This window comes from Halomonas sp. V046, from assembly GCF_052645355.1.
Genome location: NZ_JBQXYF010000015.1, coordinates 39,346 through 60,385, shown reverse-complemented (window position 1 = coordinate 60,385; position 21,040 = coordinate 39,346). Strand labels below are relative to the sequence as shown.

The 21,040-nt window shown below is 62.6% G+C and carries 18 protein-coding genes and 1 other RNA gene; 10 read left to right on the top strand and 9 right to left on the bottom strand.

Annotation, left to right across the window (positions count from 1 at the left end; translation table 11 throughout):
* Positions 1-121 precede the first annotated feature (121 nt).
* The 4 genes from ACUN9Y_RS18575 (at position 122) to ACUN9Y_RS18560 (ending at position 5,169) form a co-directional block, all read left to right on the top strand.
* Entirely contained in the window at positions 122-1,147 is a 1,026-nt protein-coding gene (locus ACUN9Y_RS18575) for an Ldh family oxidoreductase (protein ID WP_445462215.1), read from the top strand.
* Between the two features lie 176 nt (positions 1,148-1,323).
* Positions 1,324-1,875 (top strand): RNA polymerase sigma factor, encoded by a 552-nt coding sequence (locus ACUN9Y_RS18570; RefSeq protein WP_445462214.1) that lies wholly within the window; start codon positions 1,324-1,326, stop codon positions 1,873-1,875.
* Positions 1,872-4,046: a YfbK domain-containing protein gene (locus ACUN9Y_RS18565; RefSeq protein WP_445462213.1), complete on the top strand. Its 2,175-nt coding sequence runs from the start codon at positions 1,872-1,874 to the stop codon at positions 4,044-4,046. The genes ACUN9Y_RS18570 and ACUN9Y_RS18565 overlap by 4 nt, the downstream gene beginning before the upstream one ends.
* A gap of 124 nt (positions 4,047-4,170) precedes the next feature.
* Complete coding sequence (locus tag ACUN9Y_RS18560) at positions 4,171-5,169, top strand: CHAD domain-containing protein (RefSeq protein ID WP_445462212.1); 999 nt, start codon at positions 4,171-4,173, stop codon at positions 5,167-5,169.
* Positions 5,170-5,243: 74 nt separating this feature from the next.
* On the opposite strand, the gene ACUN9Y_RS18555 is transcribed toward ACUN9Y_RS18560, so the two are convergent.
* From ACUN9Y_RS18555 to ACUN9Y_RS18530, 6 genes are all read right to left on the bottom strand, one after another.
* The gene (locus ACUN9Y_RS18555) at positions 5,244-5,978 is read right to left on the bottom strand and encodes a ParA family protein (protein WP_445462211.1); all 735 of its coding nucleotides are present in this window, start codon (positions 5,976-5,978) and stop codon (positions 5,244-5,246) included.
* A 95-nt stretch (positions 5,979-6,073) separates the two neighbouring features.
* Positions 6,074-6,577, bottom strand: a complete 504-nt coding sequence (locus tag ACUN9Y_RS18550; RefSeq protein WP_445462210.1) for an ankyrin repeat domain-containing protein — start codon at positions 6,575-6,577, stop codon at positions 6,074-6,076.
* 106 nt (positions 6,578-6,683) lie between these two features.
* On the bottom strand, positions 6,684-7,016 hold the full coding sequence (locus ACUN9Y_RS18545; RefSeq protein WP_445462209.1) for a YqjK family protein: 333 nt from the start codon (positions 7,014-7,016) through the stop codon (positions 6,684-6,686).
* On the bottom strand, positions 7,003-7,407 hold the full coding sequence (locus tag ACUN9Y_RS18540) for a phage holin family protein (protein ID WP_445462208.1): 405 nt from the start codon (positions 7,405-7,407) through the stop codon (positions 7,003-7,005). The genes ACUN9Y_RS18545 and ACUN9Y_RS18540 overlap by 14 nt, the downstream gene beginning before the upstream one ends.
* Positions 7,407-7,787: a DUF883 family protein gene (locus ACUN9Y_RS18535; protein ID WP_445462207.1), complete on the bottom strand. Its 381-nt coding sequence runs from the start codon at positions 7,785-7,787 to the stop codon at positions 7,407-7,409. Before ACUN9Y_RS18535 ends, ACUN9Y_RS18540 begins: the two co-directional genes overlap by 1 nt.
* A gap of 159 nt (positions 7,788-7,946) precedes the next feature.
* Positions 7,947-9,023 carry a phospholipase A gene (locus ACUN9Y_RS18530; protein WP_445462206.1) on the bottom strand — a complete coding sequence of 359 codons (1,077 nt, stop codon included), beginning with the start codon at positions 9,021-9,023 and terminating at the stop codon, positions 7,947-7,949.
* A 151-nt stretch (positions 9,024-9,174) separates the two neighbouring features.
* Between ACUN9Y_RS18530 and mscK the strand changes: the two genes are divergently transcribed.
* A complete protein-coding gene (gene mscK / locus ACUN9Y_RS18525) occupies positions 9,175-12,606 on the top strand; it encodes a mechanosensitive channel MscK (RefSeq protein WP_445462205.1) in 3,432 nt (1,143 codons plus the stop codon).
* 143 nt (positions 12,607-12,749) lie between these two features.
* Here mscK and ACUN9Y_RS18520 read toward each other — a convergent pair whose 3' ends face one another.
* Positions 12,750-13,508: a TlyA family RNA methyltransferase gene (locus tag ACUN9Y_RS18520; RefSeq protein ID WP_445462204.1), complete on the bottom strand. Its 759-nt coding sequence runs from the start codon at positions 13,506-13,508 to the stop codon at positions 12,750-12,752.
* Positions 13,509-13,678: 170 nt separating this feature from the next.
* Between ACUN9Y_RS18520 and ACUN9Y_RS18515 the strand changes: the two genes are divergently transcribed.
* Positions 13,679-14,746, top strand: coding sequence for an AbrB family transcriptional regulator (locus tag ACUN9Y_RS18515; protein WP_445462203.1), 1,068 nt, complete (start codon positions 13,679-13,681; stop codon positions 14,744-14,746).
* Between the two features lie 94 nt (positions 14,747-14,840).
* Here ACUN9Y_RS18515 and ACUN9Y_RS18510 read toward each other — a convergent pair whose 3' ends face one another.
* Both ACUN9Y_RS18510 and ACUN9Y_RS18505 read right to left on the bottom strand, forming a co-directional pair.
* Positions 14,841-16,862, bottom strand: a complete 2,022-nt coding sequence (locus ACUN9Y_RS18510) for a hypothetical protein (RefSeq protein ID WP_445462202.1) — start codon at positions 16,860-16,862, stop codon at positions 14,841-14,843.
* 372 nt (positions 16,863-17,234) lie between these two features.
* Entirely contained in the window at positions 17,235-18,458 is a 1,224-nt protein-coding gene (locus ACUN9Y_RS18505) for an ATP-grasp domain-containing protein (protein ID WP_445462201.1), read from the bottom strand.
* 329 nt (positions 18,459-18,787) lie between these two features.
* Between ACUN9Y_RS18505 and ffs the strand changes: the two genes are divergently transcribed.
* From ffs to ACUN9Y_RS18485, 4 genes are all read left to right on the top strand, one after another.
* An RNA gene (gene ffs, locus ACUN9Y_RS18500) (signal recognition particle sRNA small type) lies at positions 18,788-18,884 on the top strand.
* 82 nt (positions 18,885-18,966) lie between these two features.
* Positions 18,967-19,488, top strand: a complete 522-nt coding sequence (locus tag ACUN9Y_RS18495; RefSeq protein ID WP_445462200.1) for a DUF6538 domain-containing protein — start codon at positions 18,967-18,969, stop codon at positions 19,486-19,488.
* A 112-nt stretch (positions 19,489-19,600) separates the two neighbouring features.
* Positions 19,601-20,236, top strand: coding sequence for a site-specific integrase (locus tag ACUN9Y_RS18490; RefSeq protein ID WP_445462199.1), 636 nt, complete (start codon positions 19,601-19,603; stop codon positions 20,234-20,236).
* A 238-nt stretch (positions 20,237-20,474) separates the two neighbouring features.
* Positions 20,475-20,843, top strand: a complete 369-nt coding sequence (locus ACUN9Y_RS18485; RefSeq protein ID WP_445462198.1) for a hypothetical protein — start codon at positions 20,475-20,477, stop codon at positions 20,841-20,843.
* The last annotated feature ends 197 nt before the right edge of the window (positions 20,844-21,040 follow it).

The following is a 21,040-nucleotide window of genomic DNA, read 5'->3' as shown; positions in this document are numbered from 1 at the left end:
GAACTGATAATGATAGAGGTCTAAACATCTGATGTATGACTTTTGGCTGTCGGCCGAGAGGATCAGGCATCGGAAGGTCAGCCCTTTCACGAATCTACGACGCGATCGAGGAGCAAGCGTTATGCAACAGCAGGTCACTCTCTCCATTGAACAGGCTCAAGCGCTCGGGCTCGAGGTGTTGCTGGGCAACGGTTTCAATCATGAGCATGCCACAGCGATCACCCGCAGCGTGGTTAGCGCCCAACGTGATGAGTGCCACTCGCATGGGCTCTACCGCCTGATCGGTTGTGTCGATACCGCCCGACTTGGCGGTATCGATGGCAACGCACGGCCCGAGGTCGTTGATCACGCGCCTTCGATAGTCAAAGTGAAGGCCAACCGGGGCTCATCGCTTTCTGCCTTCGAGCGCGGCAAGCCGCTGCTGGTGGAAAAGGCCAATGCCACGGGCATCGCGGTGCTGGCGATCACCGAAAGCTTTCATTTTTCGGCGCTGTGGCAGGAGGTCGAGGCGCTGTCGGACGAAGGGTTGGTGGCGCTGGCGATGACCCCCACTCACCCATTCGTGGCGCCGGCCGGTGGCACGAAGGCCTTGCTCGGCACCAATCCCTTTGCCTTCTCCTGGCCGCGTCCGGGCAAGGCCCCTTATACCTTCGATTTCGCCACGAGCGTCATCGCCCGTGGTGAGATCGAGCTGCATCGGCGCGCTGGCGAGGCCATTCCCGAGGGCTGGGCGCTGGACGCACAGGGCAACCCGACGACGGACCCTGACACCGCCCTGAAGGGCGCCATGCTGGCATTTGGTGGCCACAAGGGATCGGCGCTGTCGACGATGATCGAACTGCTGGCGGGGCCACTGATCGGCGATGTGCTCGGTCACGAGACCGCGGCTGCGGCCGAGAGCGGCGAGAAGCGGCCGTATCACGGCGAATTCGTCGTCGCGATCTCGCCGCGGGCGTTTCTCGGCGAGGCCGCGGACGAGCATCTGGCCCACGCCGAGACGCTGTTCGAGGAAATCGCCGGGCAGGGGGCTCGGCTGCCTTCTCAGCGACGGTTTGCGGCAAGACAGCGCAGCCTGGCCGATGGGGTCAAGATTCCCCGGCAGTTGCATGAGGAGCTCAAGGCGCTGATTCCAAACTCAAGGCGCTGATTCCAAGCTCAAGGCGCTGGTTCCGCTTGACCCCGAGCGAGTCTTGTTTTGGTATGCGGTAGCGCTTGAGGCGCGATGTCGGCAGCGTCGGGGCAAGCGCCATGATACCGGCACTGGGCACCAGTCGCCGTAGTACTGCAACTAGCGCCAAGCTTGCGCAAGCTCGAGGAACCCTGGTGCCGTCACCTTCCGAACCCACCGATGAGGCTCTTGCCGCCGCCGCCGCGTCGGGCGACAAGGCCGCGTTTACGGCGTTGCTCGAGCGCCATTACGAGCGCCTGTTCGCCTTCGCCTGGCGTCACACCGGCTCGCGTCATGAAGCCGAGGACCTGACCCAGGACATCTGCGTGGCACTGCCCGAGAAGCTTCGCCGCTATGATGGCCGCGCGCAGCTGGTGACCTGGTTGTACCGTGTCGCGGTGAATGCCGCTCATGATCGCCGCCGACGTCAGGCCGCGCATCGGCGTGCCGCCCTGGGCTGGGGCGAGAGCGAGCTTGCTCGCCAGGACGAGAACGATGATCGCCTGGCGGCGAGCGACTGGCTGGCCCGGGCGATGCGCGCTTTGCCCGATGAGCTGCGCGATACCGTCGCGCTGACCCTCGGCGAGGGCCTACCCCAGGCCCAGGTCGCCGAGATTCTTGGCACCTCCCCCGGCACCATCGCCTGGCGCATGAGTGAGGTGAAACGGCGATTGCGGGAATGGGCCGCGATGGAGGAAGGACGATGAGCGACGAACTCGATCGGCTCAAGGCCGAGCTGGCAGCGCAAGCACGCAAGCCCGATGACGACGTCAGGGCCCGCCATCTACGCGCGGCGGCCCAGGCCTTCGATCGTCATCGCGCGACGTCCCAAGAATCCGACGCCGAGCGGCGTCCTACTCCTGATCGTCCGCGGTGGACGTGGATACAAACAGGAGTGAACGCCATGTCGAGTCGAGTCAAGAAACTGCCGATGTTTGCGGCCGGGGCCGTGGTGGCGGGTCTTGGGGTTGCACTAATTGTCGCGCCGCAGTGGGATTCGTCGCGTCTGCCGGCGCCTCATCTGCCTGCACCCGAGGCGCCGTCACCGGCCGAGCCCGAGGCGTTAGTGTCATCGGCCGAGACCGAGGCGTTAGTGTCGTCGGCTGCGTCGGACGTGGAGGCGCCGTCACCGAGTGAAGGAGCGCTATCGTCGAGTGAAGGGGCGGCCCTGGTGGACGCGATACCCGCAGAGGTACAAAGCCGTCTGATTGTCTCTGGCAAGGTGGTGACCGGCGCTTCCGACAAGGCAGACGCCTATAGCCTCACGTCCAGGTCCGTCACCGTCGAGCCGGCGCCGCAGCCAGCCCGAGAGTCTGCTGCGCCGCCAAGAGCCAGGCAGGTGGCGCCGGCGAGTCCCCAGGTGGATGTCAGCCCGCGGCGGCTGACCGCCGACCCTGATAGCGAAGCTTTCCCCGACGTTGACGAGAGTGGCGTCATCTTGACGGCCGAGGAGCCGGTGTCGACGTTCTCGGTGGATGTGGACACGGCAAGCTATGCCATCGTGCGCTCGTCGCTGCTGGCCGGGCACTTGCCGCCCAGGGAGGCGGTGCGGGTGGAAGAGATGATCAACTACTTCCCCTACGATTATCCCGCGCCCGAGGCGGGTGAGGCGCCCTTCAGGCCAACGATCAACACCCTGGTAGCGCCCTGGGACGAGCAGAAGCGTCTGGTGCATATTGCCATTCAGGGCGCGCTGCCGGCCGTCGACGAATGCCCGCCGCTGAACCTGGTGCTGCTGATCGATACCTCGGGCTCGATGCAGGCACCCAACAAGCTGCCGCTGCTCAAGCAGTCGATCCGGCTGATGCTCGGTGAGCTGCGCGACGATGATGAAGTCGCCATCGTTGCCTACGCGGGCTCCGCCGGACAGGTGCTGGCGCCGACGCCGGCGTCACAGCGTGGCACGATCCTTGCCGCCCTGGATGCCTTGCAGGCCGGCGGAGGTACCGCCGGGGAGGCGGGCCTTGCGCAGGCGTATCGCATCGCCGGTGAGATGGGCAACGACGGCGAGGTTTCTCGAGTGCTGCTGGCCACCGACGGCGACTTCAACGTCGGCATCAGCGATCCAGACGAGCTTAAGGACACCATTGCGCGTGAGCGCGCCAGCGGCGTCTATCTATCGGTGCTGGGCTTCGGTCGCGGCAATCTCGACGATGCGACGATGCAGGCGCTGGCCCAGAACGGTAACGGCCAGGCGGCCTACATCGACACCCTGGCCGAGGCTCAGAAAGTGCTGGTGGACCAGTTGGCGGGAGCGCTGATGCCGATCGCCAACGACGTCAAGATTCAGGTCGAGTTCAACCCCGCCACGGTCCAGGAGTATCGCCTGATCGGCTACGAGACCCGCGCCCTGCGTCGCGAGGACTTTCGCAATGACAAGGTGGATGCGGGCGATATCGGCGCCGGCCATCAGGTCACGGCGATCTATGAGATCACGCCGGTGGGGGGGGAGTCGGCGTTGGTGGCTCCGAGTCGCTATGGACCCTCCCGCTCCGCCGAGCCAACGACACCCGACCCGCAGGCGGCCGGGGACGACGGCCGTTTGGCGTCCCACGGCAACGAGTTCGGCTATCTGAAGCTGCGCTACAAGCTCCCCGGTGAGTCGACCAGCCGGCTGATCGAAGCGCCTATCCTGGCAACGTCGGTCGCGTCAGCGCCTGTGCCACGGGGGGAGGCGCCGGCCAGGGAGTCGGGCGACGCCGAGTTTGCGGTCGCCATCGCGGGATTCGGTCAGTGGCTATCGGGCGCGACCTACCTGTCCGACTGGGACCTGGACGATGCCATTGCCTTGGCCAAGGCGTCCCAGGGGGACGACGCGTTTGGCTATCGCGCCGAGGCGATACGTCTGATGAGGCTCGCCGCAGGCTTGTCGCCGTGACGACGGCGTGGCCGTGTTCGGCGTCGGCGCCGTGGTGGTGCCGTTGCCATGGATCTCTTCATTAGCGGCTATGCTTTAATCGAGTGCGAAGGCTCGATTCAACCCGTCTTAGTGAGGAGCGATGATGGCAAAGCCCTTAGCCAGGCGCCGGCTCGGCGCCGTCGTTGAGGAGATCGTTATTGAGCGACTCGATGAGGCGCGCACGGCCTTCGCGCGCCTTCAGGATCCGGCCGATATCGAGGCATTGCACGACTTTCGGGTGGCGCTGAGGCGCCTGCGTTCGTGCCTGAAGGATTATGCCAGAGCGAGCCTGAGCGAGACGACGAATGCGGCCGGCGTGGCGCTGCCAAAACGGCTGCGGCGACAGGTGCGTGACCTGGCGCGGCGGACCAACCCGGCGCGCGACGCGGAGGTGATGCTGGCGTGGCTCGAGGCGGGTCGTGACGGCGCCAGTCGCGCCGAACAAGGGGCGATCGACTGGTGGCGGGAGCGCTTGCGGCAGGAGGTGCACGGCCACTACCAGGCCTTGGGCACGGAGGTGGCGAGATTTCCGCTGCTGGATGCGGAGCTTCGTCGCTTGCTCGGTTCGCCAAGGTTTGCCAAGGGCTCGCCGCGCTTCGGCGAGGCCGCGTCATTGCGCCTGGTCGTGCTGTCCGAGCGCCTCTTCGCCGAGCTTGCTGAGATCGCCGGGCGCGTCGATGAGAAGGCGCTGCACCGGCCGCGCATCACCGCAAAGCGCATCCGATACTTGCTGCGCCCCTGGCGTGATGAAGACGACCTGCTGAAGGAGGCCGAAGTCCAGATGAAGCGCTTTCAGGACGTGTTCGGGCGGCTCCACGACGACTTGGTGCGAGCCACTGCGCTGGGCGAGGCGGCCAGGCGGCACGCCCAGGAGTCCATGGATGAGCGCCTCGCTTGCGCCGTGCAAGATGAGTCGGCTCGGGCCACGGCGCCTGTTCACCTCAAGGGGTTCATGGCGCTGTCGGTCACCCATGAGCAGCAGTTGGCGCACGACTTCGCGGCGGCGATGGCACTGGCGACGGGCCAGCGGGTGCGTCAACTGGAACAGCAATTGGCTCGTGCGGCCGAGCGCATGAAGGCGTTGGCGGCGAAGTCCACTTAGGCGGGGATACGAGCGGGGGCTCCGGGGTGCCGGGCGCGGCTCGCTGACCGCTCGGGCGCCGGGCTTTGTCGGGTTTAGCCTAGCCGCTGCTGGATCTCGTTCCATAGCCCCCGATAGGCCTTGGCGGCGGGGCTTGAGGGGGCAAAAGACGCCACCGGTGCACGCTCTACTCCCATTCTTTCGACCACGCTTGCCGCGGGGATATCCGTCGACAGGCGCAGGGGCCATTCACGACCGAGCCCCGCCATGACCTCGCGGTGAAGCTTGCGACGACGATCGGCCAGGGTGATGAAGGGCCATACCGGGCAGGCCAGGTTGTCGTCGTCGAGAAACTGCTGCAGTTGCCGGAGGGTGCGCAGCGACAGGGTGGTCGGCACCAACGGGACGAGGATCGCGTCGACGCTGGTGAACATGTTTTCCGACAAGTGGGACAGGGTCGGCGGGCAATCGAGGATCACCAGGTCGTAGTCGTCGCGAACGTCCTTGAGGATCTGGCGCAGGTGGCTGTTGCCGCGTTTTTCGAGTAGCTGGTCCATATCGCGGGAGGCAAGCGAAGCGGGCAGCACGTCGAGATGGGGAATCTGGGTGGCGCGAATGACCTTGTCGAAGGACGACTTACCCTTGACCAGCTTTTCCACGCCGCCGCGGATGCGCGGCTTGATCTGCAGATAGAAGGTGGTCGCGGCCTGGGGGTCCAGGTCCCAGAGCAGCGTCCGGTAGCCTTGGAAGGCGGCCTCCGCGGCGAGGTTGACCGCCGACGCCGTCTTGCCCACGCCACCCTTGATGCTGTAGAGCGACAGCATACGCATCGCAATGTGTCCTTGTTGGATCGTTGTTCGCTTGGGGTAGGGCAAATCTAACACAGTGCGATTCGCCTCGCCGCGCAGGCACGGGTCGCAGCGATTCAGGGGCCGTTCAGGTGGGCGGATGTCTTCTGAGCGCCCATGGTGGTGGCCAGGCTCAAGGCGGTGTTGCCCTTGGCATCTTCGGCCTCGGCGTCGGCACCGGCGATCAACAGGGCTTTCACGGCGTCCAGCCGGTCGAACATGGCGGCGAACATGAGGGGCGTCTTGCCATCGGGGGAGCGCGACTCGGCGTTGGCGCCGTGTTCGAGCAGCAACTCGAGCATGGCCAGGTGGCCCTTGAACGCCGCCCCGGCCAAGGGGCTGTGGCCATCGTCGTTGTGACGCTCGACGTCGGCGTCATGCGCGAGAAGCACGCGGGTAGCCTCGAGGTGTCCGTGGTAGCTCGCCAGCATCACCAGGGTATCGCCACGGTGGTTGGTCAGATCGACCGGAAGGCCCTGGTCGAGCCAACCTGCCAACTGGTCGGCATCGCCTTGGCGGGCGGCGTCGAACACACGGGCGGCGAAGTCCTGTGCATCGGCATCGAGGGAAGGATCACTCAAGGGACACCTCGTGAGAGCAAGACGAGCTGTTGCATGTCAGCGTGAGACCGTGGGCTGTGGGGCGGGGTGTGACGTGACGGGCCCGCCGTGCCCCCGGGGCGGACGTTCAGCGCGTCAGTAGTCGACGCACGCGTTGAGCGGCCAGTGCGGTGACCACCAGCTTGCGCCCCCAGCGGGTCAGTCTGCCGGGATGGCGCAATAGCGGCAGGGCGGCGAGCCCCGCGGCGATCAATGCTGGCTTGCGGTACGGAGCCAATGTCTGCCAACCGGCGTCGATCTTGAGCGAGGCGCTTTGCCAGCGGCGCGACGCCACCAGCAGATCGAGACGCTGCTGCTCGATGGTCGCCTCCAGCTCCGCCTTGCGCTCGGCGCGGCTGGGCTTGCGCTCGGCTTGGCTGGACTTGCGCTCGGAGCGTGGCGTGTCGTTACCTCGGACCATGTTCATCACCCGGAGATTGGGCCAGTTCTCGATCCAGCGCCAGATGCTTGAGTGTGTCGGCCAGTAGCGTCGGACGTCGTGCCATGCGCATGGCCCACAGCGCCAGGGCGATGCCGGCACCGAGAAGGACCGCTGCGCTGACCACAATGGCCGTCAGTCGGTAGGACTCCCAGAACACGACGATCACCAGCACGGTGAGGGTGGCGATGCCGAGCATCAGCAATACCAAGCTCAAGCCGAGTATCAGCAAGAGGGTGGCCAGGCGCGCACGCTCTTCCTCGAGCTCGACCACGGCCAGACGCAAGCGCGTCTCGGCCGTGGCAACGAGGGTGGCAATGACGCGCTTGCCGGAGGCAAACAGTCGCTGTGCCGGTCCTTGGCTTGACGACATCAGCGGCGCCCGATAAGCAGGCCGACAATGACGCCCACGGCGGATGCGATGCCGATGCTCTTCCAGGGGTTCTCATGGACGTACTGATCGCAGGCGTCGGCCTGCTGGGTGACGCTGTCGCGGGTCTGGCGGTAGGCTCGCTCGCCGCGTTCTTCCAGCCTGGCACGTGTTTCCTTCAGACGGGCCTCGGCCTTGTCGCGAAGTTCCTTGATGTTGTTGCGTGAGTCGTCCGCAGTCGCGCTGATCAGCTCTTCCACGGTGTGAGACAACTGCCGCAGGTCGTCCTTGAGCTGGTCGGTGGAGGCGCTGCTTGTCGTCTCGTTGGACGCTGCATTGGCGGCGGTGCTGCTCGACTTCTGTGAGGCGCGGGTAGTGGCCATGGTGTCTTCCTGTGACGAGTGAATGTCGAACGATGTACTCAATCAAGCGTAGTCAAGGGTAGCTTAACAAAGATGCGGGTGAGAGCAATCCTGCCTCTCCCCCGCATCATGGCACCCCGGCGCCGGCCTTGGCGATACTTTTGCCGGTGGTCGACGGCGTCAGGGATTGAAGGTCCCGGTAGAGAACAGCGGGTTCATGCTGAAGCCGATGCCGAGCCGGTTGGTGCGCTCGTCGTAGTCGATCAGGCTTTCGCCGTAGCCATAGTAGTACTGGATGTGGCCGCGGACCTTGCCGAACAGTGGCCAGGAGTAGTCGAGCTGCGAGCCGTAGTTCTCCTTGCCAGGGTTGCCGCGCAGCATGAGGCTGGCCTCATGGGTGTCGAACATCTGGTGGGCGACGGTGATGTCGCCGTAGCCGACGTAGTCGTCGATATCCGGATTGTCATCGTCGTTGTCGTCCTCCGGAATCCGCCAGTGAGGCGATACCGCCAACGCCCAGTCGTCGTTGACCCAGGCACTGGTGGCGATGACGCGATTCCAGCTGCGTGACAGTGGGCTCGAGCGTCCGTTGGACTGGTGGTTGAGCGAGATCCGGTTGTTGATGTTCGTCCAGCCCCACAGCGTGGTGTCGTTCTGGAAATCGAGAAAGACCTCGGGCTCATAGTTGGTTTCGCGAAACGGCGACGACTCGTCGCCGTTATAGGCCTGCCACCAGCTTTTTTGGGTATAGGCGAAGTAAAGATCGCCATTGTCGAAGATCAGGTCGTCGGCGATGTTGAACTTGGCGCTGAACTGGAACTTGACCTCGGTATTGTCCATTTCCTTGTCGTCGTCATCGCTGCGAAAGGCGCTGTCGTTCGGACTGCTGTTGTAGGTGATCGGCAAGAGGTAGTTGCGTCGATGGGTGGTGATGGCCAGCGGGTTGCTCTCGGACTCCTTCTCGAGAGCGCGGCGCTCTTCGACGGTATCCTCGATCGGCTCGCCGGTCGCCGCGGCGACGATTTCCTCGCTGACCGGCGCATCGGTGCCACCGGGCAGAGCGACGCGATCACTCGAGGCGCCGTCGGCGGCCAGCTGGCGCTGGAGGCTGTCGAGCTCGGCCTTGAGGGCATCGACGCGGCTTTCCATCGCGCGGCGCTCGGCCTCGCTCAGCTGGGGTTGAGCGATGGCCTGCCCGGTGACGCTCAGCGCCACAAGAGTAGGCGCCAGTAGGAAAAGGGCGGCTGGGCGTGTCATCTATCGCTTACCTAATTGAGGAAGTTGAAACGGTTCTACCATGGCCGAGCGGTAAGTCAACTTCGTGAAACAATCTTGCACCGGATTGCCATACTGACACACTGGGTCGAGAATCGCGCCTTAACCCCGTTGTGACAGGAAACCAGAGCCGATGCCGTGCCCCCGTTTAGTGACTGCGTGTCTGCGTCTGGTGTTGCCGCTGCTCGGCCTTGTGCTGCTGTTGATGATGGCGCTCGATGTCAGGGCTCAGGCGATGGAGGACATCGAGTCGCCGCTGCCGGAGAAGGCCGAGCTGCAGCAACGGCTGAACGATCGTCAGGCCAATGCCAGCGACCCCCCAAGCGAAGCCGCCCAGCACGACATCGACGCGCTGAGTGAGGCGATCGATGCCGTCGAGAAGCTTGCCGAGGCGCGCAAGCAGCTCAACGACTTGAACCAGCGTATCGAAGAGGCGCCGCAGCAGCTCGAGGCCCTGGAAGAGACGCTGAAGACGCGTCAAGAGTCGGAATCGGTGAGTCTCGATCAGATCGAGGGGCTGTCGGTCGAGGAGCTGGAAAGTCGCCTGGCAGACGCCAACCGAACGCTGCAAGGGACGCAGAACGAGTTGACCCAGTTGCAGAGCCAGTTGCTGGGCGCGCAGACGCTGCCGGAGCGTGCCCAGCAGGCCATCGCCGAGGCCATGCGGCGCATCGACGATAGTCGTGTGACGCTTGAAGATCTGGATCGTCGCGATGTGCCCGACGACGCCCCTCAGCGTCTCGAGGTCAGGGCCGAGCGCGCCCTGGCCGAGGTCCAGTTGCGCCTCAACCAGCGCCAGCTCAATACCAACACGCGGCTGCGCGAGCTGCTGCAGCAGCGCTCGGAGCTGCTGGAGTTGGAGGCGGCCAGCGAAGAAGCCTGGGTTTCGGCACTGCAGGGCCAGCTCGACCGCCTCAGACGCGAGAAGTCCGAGCAGGCGATCGCCGAGGCGGTGCGCGACGAGCCGGATGCGATCGTCGAGCACCCGATCATCCAGAGCGCTCAGGATACCAACCGTGAGCTGTCCAAGGACCTGCTGGCATCGACCTCGCGAGCCAACGACCTGGTGCGTGACGGTCTCGAAGTGCGTCGTCAACTCGACCGGGTGAGGCGCCTGCAGCAGGGGCTGGCGCAGAATATCGAAGCCGTGCGCGGCAGCGTGCTGCTGTCTCGCATTCTGCGCGAGCAGCGCGAGGCATTGCCCGAGGTGGAAGCCAGGAAGGACCTGCGTGATGAAATCGCCGACGTGCGCCTCGAGCAATTCGAGCTGGACTCCCAGCGCGAGGCGCTGCGCTCTCCTGAGCGCATGGCGCGCGAGACCTTGAAAGAGGCCGGCGTCGACAATGTGGAAGGCCTGGTAGCGCCCCTGGAGCAGCTTTATCGTTCACGGCGGGACTTGATCGACCAACTCGAGCCGACGTACGGCGAGATCCTGACATCGGCCATCGACCTGCAGCTCAACCAACAGCAGCTGCTGACCATTTCCAAGGAGCTGCGGGCGACCATCGACGAGCAGTTGTTCTGGGTCGCTAACGCTCGGCCCATCGACCTGGCCTGGTTGACCAAGCTGCCCTCCAACCTGGCCAAGGAGTGGCGCGAAGGGGAATGGCGCAGTGCGTTGCCGGCGCACTGGACGACGCCTGGCCCGGCAGCCTGGCTGGCGCTGCCGGTGCTGCTGCTGGCGGTGATACTGATCCTGCTGCGTCGGCGGATAAAACGGCGCCTGCTCAAGACCCATGAGCAGATCGGCCACCTGCGCTATGACACCCAGCTGCACACGCCCCGGGCGGTCGCGTTGAATGCTCTGGTGGCGGCGCCCGGCCCCTTGTGTCTGGTGGCGTTCGGCCTGGTGCTGGTGCTGGGAGGCAGTGGGCCTGCAGTGGATATCGGCAGCTCTGTGCTGCAGCTGTCGCTGGCCTGGGGTGTGGTGGCCTGGGCTCGGCGCCTGCTGGTCAGCGATGGCGTTGCCACGCGTCACTTCCATTGGCCGGTGGGCTATGTGCGCAAGTTGCGCTGGTGGATGATGTGGCTCGGCGTGAGCATGATACCGGTGCTGCTGATCGCCCCTCTGGCGCGTGACGCGGCCCTGACCTTCAACCAGCGCCCGCTGGGGCTGGGGTTGCTGCTGGCGGGGCTGATCAGCATGACCGTGGCGATGGCCAAGCTGATCCTGGCTCATACGCCCTTTTTCGGGGTCAAGCTGTTTCGCTTGAGCCTTGGGCTGGCGATGTCGATGGTGCCGCTGGTGCTGGGCGGCGCCGTGCTCTACGGCTACGTCTATTCGGCGCTTAGCCTGGTTAGCCGGTTCGTGCTGACGCTTTACCTGCTTGGGGTCTGGATCCTGGTCGAGGCGGCCGTGGTGCGCGGCCTGGCCGTGGCGGCACGACGCCTGGCCTATCGCCGCGCCCTGGCGCGCCGACGTGCCCTGGCCAAGGACGACAGCGATCGTGGTCTCGATATCGTCGAGGAGCCGCCGCTGGACATGGAGCAGGTCAATCAGCAGTCCCTGCGCCTGTCGAAGTTGATTCTGACGATCGGCTTCGCCGTGCTGCTGTACGTGGTGTGGGCAGATTTCCTGGCGGTCTTCGCCTACCTCGACCACGTCAACCTGGTGGATGGCGCCACCGGTGAGGGCGGCGAGGCCCTGGAAGACGCCTTGAGTGTGGCCGATGTCGTGGTGGCGTTGGCGATCGCCGGCCTCACGGTCATGCTGGCGCGCAACCTACCGGGGCTTCTCGAGGTGATGGTGCTGTCGCGGCTCGAACTCAAGCAGGGCAGTGCCTATGCCATCAGCTCGCTGTTGTCCTATGTGATTGTGGGCGTGGGCACCGTGATGACGCTGGGCACCCTAGGGGTGTCCTGGTCGAAGCTTCAGTGGCTGGTGGCCGCGCTCGGTGTCGGTCTCGGTTTTGGTCTACAGGAGATCTTTGCCAACTTCATTTCCGGCCTGATCATCCTGTTCGAGCGCCCGGTGCGCATCGGCGACACCATCACCATCGGCAACTTGACCGGCACCGTCAGCCGGATTCGTATTCGTGCGACCACGGTGACCGATTTCGATCGCAAGGAAATCATCATTCCCAACAAGACCTTCGTCACCGATCAGCTGATCAACTGGTCACTGTCGGACAGCATTACTCGGGTCACGCTGCGCTACGGTGTCAGCCACGACGCCGATCGGCGCCTGGTGCATCGCCTGCTGGAACAGGCCGCCGGCGAGAATGCCAGGGTGTTGCCCGATCCGCCCCCGGAGATATTCTTCATGGCCTATACCTCCAGCACCATGGAGTATGAGGTGCGTATCTACGTCAATGCCCTCGGAGATCGCTTGCTGGCGACCGACGAGATCAATGGCCGAGTGGGGGACCTGTTCGCCGAGAACGGCATTCGCATCGCGTTCGACAAGCTCGATGTCCACATCCAGCGCGCGGGCCGCGAGAGCTGGGGAAATCGCGCCAGTTCACCGACGCCAGCCGAGGCCGATCATCCGCCGCCGGGGGCCCGTGGCGATCCCGGTGACGTGGGTATCGGCGATGGCGGGGGAGGGGACGGCGGCGGCCGATAGCGGGCGCTGAGACCCAGACACGACCCCGAGCGCTTCGCGTGCTCGGGGTCGTTTGCGGTGTCGAGGCCACCGCTCAAGCGCCGTCCGTCCGGGGAGCCGTGTCGTCCTCGCCGGCAACCACTCGCGCCTCGAGGTGGGGCGCGTCACGCCCGCCGGGCCAGGAGCAGGAATTCACGATTGCCATCGCCGCCCAGGATGGGGCTGTCTTGCCAGTTTTCGATGATAAAGCCACAGGCCGAGCAGGCGTCGCGAATGCGGGCTTCGACCTCGGCGTAGCGCGCAGGGTCGATGACCAGGCCACGGGCGTCGACGCCACCGGGACCGAGCTCGAACTGCGGCTTGACCAAGGACACCAGGCGCGTCCCCGGGGCCAGCAGGGCGGCGATCTCCGGCAGGATCAGGGTCTGCGAGATGAACGACACGTCCATCACCGCGAGTGCGATCGGCCCGTGGTCGGCGATGGCACCAAGCAGGCGCGGCTCGCGGGCCATGGCTCGAGCGTTGAGGCCTTCGAGGCAGGTCACGCGCGGATCGCTGCGCAGGCTGGCGTCGAGCTGGTCGTGACCGACCTCGACGCCGATCACGTGAGCCGCGTTAGAGCGTAGCGCGCAGTCGGTAAAGCCGCCGGTCGATTGCCCCACATCCAGCGTCGTCAGACCGTCGAGGGACAGTCCCAGGGTCTCGATGACCGCTTCGAGCTTGAGGCCGGCACGGGACACATAGCGCTCCTCGGGATCGTCTTCCACCTGCAGGGCAAGGTCCGTCGGGCACTTCTCTCCGGGGCGCGTGAGCACCTTGCCATCCGCGAGTCGGCTGACCCGACCGTGGCGAATCAGGCGCTGAGCGCGGGTACGAGAACGGGCGAGTCCTTGGCTGACGAGCAGTTGGTCGAGGCGGGGCATGATGACTTCCTGAGGAGAGCGGACGTCCACATCGAAGGACGGGGCCGGTAGGTCATGTGTCCGGGGCACGAATGGTCTTCCTGCGCAGGGGTTGGACCTTTGGCGAGCGGTGGCGGACGTCGGTAGTATGCCATACTGGGTTGATTAGTCGGGTAATTAAAGAGGCACGCATGGATCGTGGACGATGGCTGGCGCTGGTCCGGTCACTCGTGTTTGGCGCCCTGGGCGGGGCCTTGTTCGCCCTGACCGGCCTGCCGCTGGCCTGGATGCTGGGCCCCCTGGTGGCCAATCTGCTGTTGTCGAGCCGTGGCGTCCGTGTCGAGGTGCCCGAGCGGGTGCGCGGCGCCTTTCTCGGTGTGATGGGGCTGGTGCTGGGCAGTCAGGTGACGCCTCAGCTCGCCAGCCGAGTTGAGGACTGGGCGTTGTCGGCGTTGCTGCTGATGGTCGGGGTGGCCGCGTCCACCGCGGCGGCGGCGGCCTGGTATCGTCGCCGCGGTTTCGATGCCACTAGTGCGCTGTTCGCCTCGGCGCCGGGGGCGATGACAGCGATGATCATCATGGGGGAGCAAAGCGGGGGGGATCCGGCGCGGATCGCGATTGCCCAGTCGCTGAGGGTGGTGTTGGTGGTGTTGCTGTTGCCGCCGCTGTTCTGGGCCCTCGAGGAGCCAGCCACGGGTACCGCGGGCGTGGCGTCCGCGTGGCAGGATGCCTGGCTCGTGCTCGCGGTAGGGCCGGTCATCTGGCTCGGCCAGCGCTTGAGGATACCGACCCCGTCGTTGCTGGCACCGCTGCTGTTGGCCGCGCTGCTGTCGGGCTTTGGTGTGGCGCATTTCTCCCTGCCGCCGGAGGCGATGAACCTGGTCCTGTGGGTGCTGGGTAGCGCCATCGGATCGCGTTTCCGCGGCCTGTCCGGGGCCATCTTCACGCGTTATGTGTTCGATGCCACGGTGGCGACGCTGATAGCCCTGGCCGTGCTGGCGCTATTTGCCGAGGCCATCCATCGACTGGTCGGCGTGCCTCGTGATGTCGCGCTGCTGGCCCTGGCGCCGGGGGGAATCGGCGAAATGGCAATTCTCGCCGTGGCCCTCGATCTTGATCCGGTGTTTGTGGCCTTCCATCACCTGCTGCGCATGATCGCCTTGATGTTCGCAGCACCGCTGATGGCTCGCTGGTGGCAGCGTCGTGCGCGGAGCGGCGCCGTGCCACGTCCCGAACGTGGTCGAGACCGCGACGGCTAGCCAGTCCGCGGTGACGCCACCCGGCAAGGGCTGACACGAAAACGCCGCCGTCCTTCGGGACGGCGGCGCAGGGTTGGCGACACCCGTGGGCGGGTTAGACGCCCTCGTCGGCCTGCAGGTCGGTGGGCGGAATGCGGTCGGCTCCCCAGCTGCCATGCACCATGGCCGTGACGCGATCGAGCTCGGCCTGTTTGACCTGGGCGATCTCGCCGTGCTCCAGCGGGTCATGGTGGTAGATATAGAGCCGTGAAGCGAACTCCTCGAACGGTAACGAGGCTTCCCCGAAGCGTTCGCCGTGGCCGGCGGTGCTGACCTTGATGCCATTGCCCCAATCCTGGCCACTGTCGTTGTTGGGGTTGAAGAAGTAGATCCGCATCACGTCCTGGGGATCCAGCGACCCGCGCAGGATGGTGATGGCGTGCCAGCCGATGAAGCGCGCGGCGCTGTCGGTCACGGCGATGCCGGCGGGTTGAGGATGGATCAGTGGCTGGTTGCCGTTGTAGTAGGGATGATAGCTTGCGTAGAAATGGCGCAGGAAGCTGTCCATGTTGGCCAGCTTGCCGGAGGCCACGTCGACATTGATGCGAAAGCCACGACCCGCCCACCAGCCATGAAACTCCGGGTTGACCCAGCGGTGTGGGTCGCCCTCACGGCCGATGCAGCGTCGTCCCATCTCGGCGTAGATGCGGTCCAGATGGGGGACGACCAGCAGCGACACCGGATCGAGGTCGAGCGGCAGGGTCGTCGCCACGCCGGACTCGCTCTCCTGGGACGAGATCGGTTGGCCTTCGAAGTGCATGATGATCTCGTCATCGCGGGCGGCCCAGGCCACCATCTGGAGCAGATAGTCCGGGTCGTTGTAGGCCCACATGGACAGCGCCCGTGCCGACTGGCAGGTGGGGTTGTTGCCCTGGCCGACGCCTAGGGGCAAGCCGAGCATGCACAGCACCCCCTCCATCAGCCGCGCGCGATAGGAGACGCTGTCGCCGTAGGCAGCATGCAGGCGGGCCTCGGACCAATCCGAGAGCTTCAGCCCCAACTGGCGCCACAGGGCCGGCGCCACCGGTGCCTGGTAGAGGATCCCGCGCTCGAGGGTCAGCGCCAGCCCATAGACGCCTTGGGGGGTCGTCGGGTAGATCGCGCCGCGGATCATGGCGTGGACCAGGTCGCGATAGCACAGCATGCAGTCGCGGCCGGTGGATGACAGACCGAGCGCCTCGGCGACCAGGTGATCGCCGAAGTCCAGCAGGTGCCGCAGCAGCACCGGATGGTAGGGCGAGACCAGGCCGGTATCGTGCATGGCCCTAGCAAAGCCTGAGGCTTCGTACTGCAGTGCTCCGGCATCCATGCTCGACAGGCGTTCGCGGTAGGTCTCGACACCGGGATCTTCACGGCAGGCCTGGGTGGGGCCGAACAGCGAGCTGACCAGGCGGTCCGCGCCTTGGCCGCTGGAGCCCAGGTCGATGGCCGGGTTGGCCTGGCAGATGGCGATCTGAGTGATCATCTGCTTGACCGCATCGACCTGGATGGGGCGCTGCTGAAGAATGCGCCAGATCTCCGTGATCAACTCGTCGATGACATGTTCGTAGCCGATGCGGTCGGCCAGATACTGGAACAGCGAGCGGGTGATCAGGGCGAGCCGGCCCTGGGTTTCCCGCTCCGCCTCGGAAGGGGGAGAAAACAACAGCCACAGGTTGATGGCCATTACCTGGGTCAGGTAGTGGTGAGCCGCCTCATCGGTGATCAGTTCATGACGATAGCGTTGCTTGGCCACGGCCAGCATGCGTAGTTCGCTCAGCGCCTCGATCACCACCATGTTGGCGTCGGGACTTTTCAGCGCATGGGACGTCAGCGAAGGAATCAGAATCTGAGGGCTGGCCCAGTCGGAGCCGGAGAAGACTCCGGCGGCTTCCAGGCGTTCGGCGCGCTCTTCGATGGCGCCACAGCCACCGTCCTGCAACAGCACTCGCCGAGCGGTATCGATCACGCGAGACAGCTTGGCGGGCTTGACGAAGTCCTTGGCCTCGGCGAGCAACGCGATGGCGTCGTCGAGCTTGACCAGCAAGCCTGCGAGCTTGTCGCTGACGGCAGGGGTCTGGGGGTCTTGGGTCGTCACACCGGCTCCTTGTTTCCCGGATGGTAGTGGGTTGACCCGACATGGCATCGCGCGGATGCCATTGATCAAACCTGACAGGGCAGTATACCCATGAGTCGGGAGTTGGGTAGCCTCGCGCGCGATATGACGAACGCAGGGGCTCGACGCTAGGGGGGTGGCTCGTCGCACAAACGTTGACTAGGCCGCGACCGGGGGGCCAAGGCATGGCGCTCCGGTCGGGGTAGCTGGCACGGCGTATACGCCGTGACTGCGCTTGCCTCCTGCGCCGGCTGGCGAGCGGCCGTCATGATCAGGGCTCATCGATCAGGGCTCATCGCGGGCCTTGTTCGGGAGCCCTGGCGTGTCAACGACAGGAACGCCTCAGGCGCGGACTTAGACGTAGTAGTCGAGGTCTTCCTGGGCCTTGAGCAGGTCGCGAAGGGTATGGGCATCCTCGCCCTTGAAGTAGACCAGGCCCCAATGGGTACCAAAGGCGGTGCGCTTGGTCACGGTTTCTTCCATCGGCGATGTCAACTCGTGGGACTCGAAATAGGCGTGGTCTTCCACCTCTTCGGGAATTTCCAGGCGGCTGACCACGCGACGACGCGGATAGACGCCGAAGCAGCCGGCGAAGCCATTGGCATCGACCACTTCGCGGGGGAAGAAGTCGGCGACTTCCTCTGCGCTGGTGTTGGGATCGAAGACTAGCATGCTGGCCTGATAGGCGTTGAAGCCGTAGACCCGCTCGAGCAGCTCGAAGACCTTGAAGCCAGGCGGACGATAGGCCACTTCGCCGAAGTACATCTCGCCATCGCTGGTGACGAAGTACTCCGGGTGGATCAGGCCGAACTCGATGTCGAAGGTCTTGATCAGCTTCTCGATCTGGTTCTTGATCTGGTCTCGGTATTTCTCGAGCTCCGGCGATGCCGGTACGAACACCGAGTAGCCGAGCGTCACGTACTCCGAGATGTTCAAAAAGGCGATCTTGCCGTCGTGAATCCAGGCTTCCACCGCGAACTCCCAGCCATCCAGGTGCGACTCCATCAGCACCGGGAACTCCTCGTCCGGGATGGTATCGACCTCATCGGGGGTGCGGATGACGCGGTGGCCGAGGCAGCCGGCCTTGTCGAAGGCCTTCAGGTGAATCGGGTCATTGGGGTCACCGTCGAGCTTCAACAGCGTCTGGTTGACCCGCTTCAGAAAGCGTACGACGTCCTCCTTGTCGTGGGCTTCCTCGAAGATGCCGACACGAATGCCGCCGAGTTGGGCACGACGCTTCATCAGTGCCTTGTCGCGCAGCAACAGCGACTGGCCGTAGAGGCGCGGGTTGTCGAGCAGCACGGAGTTGATCGCACCGGCCCACTCGACGGTTTCCTCGAACAGCGGAATCGCCACGCTGACGCCCATTTCCTTCAGGGTCACGGCGATTTCCATGGAGCGGTCGTTCAGGCGTTCGAAGTTCCAGGAGACATAGGGGATGTCATGCTGCTTGCAGTAGTCCTCCGCCCAGTCAGGCGCCACCACGACATAGCGTCGATCGAAGTTCTCGGCCGCCTCGATGGCGTTCAGGCTCCAGCCCAGCAGTGCGATGTAGCCCTTGTTCGGATCCTTCTTCATATGACGTCTCCTCGTGTTGGCTTCTGGCGGTGTGATCGTGCGTTGGCAGTTCCTCTGAAAACAGCGCCTGGCGAGCGTAAGCTGCCAGGCGATAGTGCATCCACCTTACACATTTGGGGGCCATTTCGCACATTGCGACCCTTTTCTGAGTGTTCCAGCAAAGCATAGTCGACACAGGCTTGTGGTCCGGCTGCGACGTTGGTATAGTGCCCGCCGACTTAGACAAATCGCTGATTTTACAAGTCGAATATCGGGCAATGTCCAAGCTGAGCGCTCGCAACACAAGCGCCTCTTCGCTGGTCAGTCGAACTGCCCCGCTGTGGTGGCCCCGTCGGTCCTCCCGCAACGCGAAACTGCGAACCCCGCCAGGCCCGGAAGGGAGCAACGGTAGCGGTGGATGCGTGTGCCGGGATGTGGCTGTCGGGGCCGCCTCCTTTCTGTAAAAAAATATTGTTTTTGAAGGGTTTTTCGCCATTCGATCCGTTCAGTGATCCAATATGGTGATCCAATGCCCTCAAACCCTCCCTACCTGATCCGATCTCGCCACGGCCTTTGGTATTTTCGCTTGGTAGTTCCTGAACCTCTCAGGACTTCTGTAGGCAAGCGGGAAATCAGACGTTCCCTAGGCACCAGAAACAAGCGCGAAGCCTTCCTAGGGGCTGCACAGGCTCTGATAGAAGCACGCCAGATGCTCGACAATGCTGGTAGTGGTTCAAGCCTCCAATCCTGTCCCAGTAAATCCCCAAGCAAATCTATCCACACCCCCATTAGCAAGACCTTGCCTAAGCTGTCTGACCTAATATCCTCATATAGGAAATATCAATTGCTAGAGGGTGTTTCAATAAAGACACTCGATGATAAGGATTCTGTTACAAAGCTCTTGATCCGCGTCGCTGGAGATAAGAATATTTCTTATTACACGGTGGGCGATGCCAAGACCTTCCGCGATACAGCTCTAAAGCTCCCTCCTTTAGCTACACGTACCTTGAAGAAGTACCCTAGCAAGACCCCTTACAAAGATCATTGCTGAAGCTACTAGCACGATCTCTGTCACCACCTACAACAACTATATCAAGAACCTTATTTCAGTCTTTGCATTCGCTGAGAGGGAAGGGTACACGGATAGAAATCCCTTCTTATCAATGAAAATAAAGCAGAGAGTGAAGGTTTCCTCATACCGGAGTGTGTTCACAACAGAGGATATTGAAAAGGTTTTTGAAGCAGTAAAACCCTTTAGAAATAGCTCTAGGCCACATAGATATTGGTTGCCGTACCTAGGGCTGTATGGCGCTCTCAGGTTGAATGAGGCGTGTCAGCTTTACAAAGAAGATATTAAGACGGTTAATGGTATCCCCTGTATCCATGTTCAAGCTATCCATCCTGATCAGAACGTTAAATCCCTATCTTCAGAAAGGCTGATACCAATACACCATACGTTGGTTGATCTTGGTTTTATGGAGTATGTAGAAGCACTAGGAGACGGTGGAAGGGTATTCTCTGAGCTTACATGGCATAAGCATCATGGTTATTCAGCACAGCCCTCTAAGTGGTTTGGAAGGTTGAGAGAGTCTATAGGTATCAAAAAGGAAGATGAGAGAAAGGATTACCACAGCTATCGCCACACTGTTGCAGACTATCTGAAGCAAAAGGGGTTTTCAGAGAATCTGATAGGCGGTCTTCTTGGGCATACAGCAGGTGGTATCACCAATAACAGGTATGGAAAGCAGTATAAGACTGAAAGCATATTTGGTGTGGTTGAAGCTATAGATATTCAATAGGCTTTTTAAGCCCCTCTAAGGCGCTTTAGGGTGTGCCTAAGTTAGGCATAGGGTATGCCCTTTAAGGCGTTTGTAGGCCTTAAAATGCCTAGGAAAAGCCCTTTTGAAGTGATGTTTAGTCACCATTGAGGCATGTTTACATGCTTAAAATAATGATAGAAGGGGAAATCTTCTCGTTACTGATTGACACTATTTAGATTAGGGTATAGCATCAAAAAAACCATCATGGAAGATTAAAATGGCTATAGTTGAATGTAATGAGTGTGAAGGTAAAGTTAGTACTACTGCTAAGTCTTGTCCTCATTGTGGTGCTAAGGAATATAGGAACAGCTTTTCAATTAGGATGCTTGAGAAGTTAACTATGTCTGTTGCTGAGCATGGAGGGAAGTATCTGCCGTTGCCAATAGTGGAGTCTATTGTATGGCTGATATTTGTTTTGTACATCCTGTTCTTCCTCAATATCCCATTAATAGTTGGCTATGGTCTCTTGCTACTTGAACCAAGTGTGGATTTTCCAGACATAGTAGCCACATGGTCAAATTGGGTTGTTGATATTTATTTTGAGTTTTATTCTAATACTTATGAGTTCTTGAAGAGCAAGTTTTAAGAAAGGTGCTTTTAAAGACACTGGCGACAGCCAAAAGTCTTGACACGATAGGTTAGAAGATTATGAAGTTACTTTAAGTTGGGGGATGACTGATGTCATACAATCCCCCTTCTTTCTAGTTGTAGGGTCTCGGATGTTCAATTGACGAAGAGGGGCTATCCTTTGATTGCTGCCAGAAGCCTTCTTCGTCAGTTCGT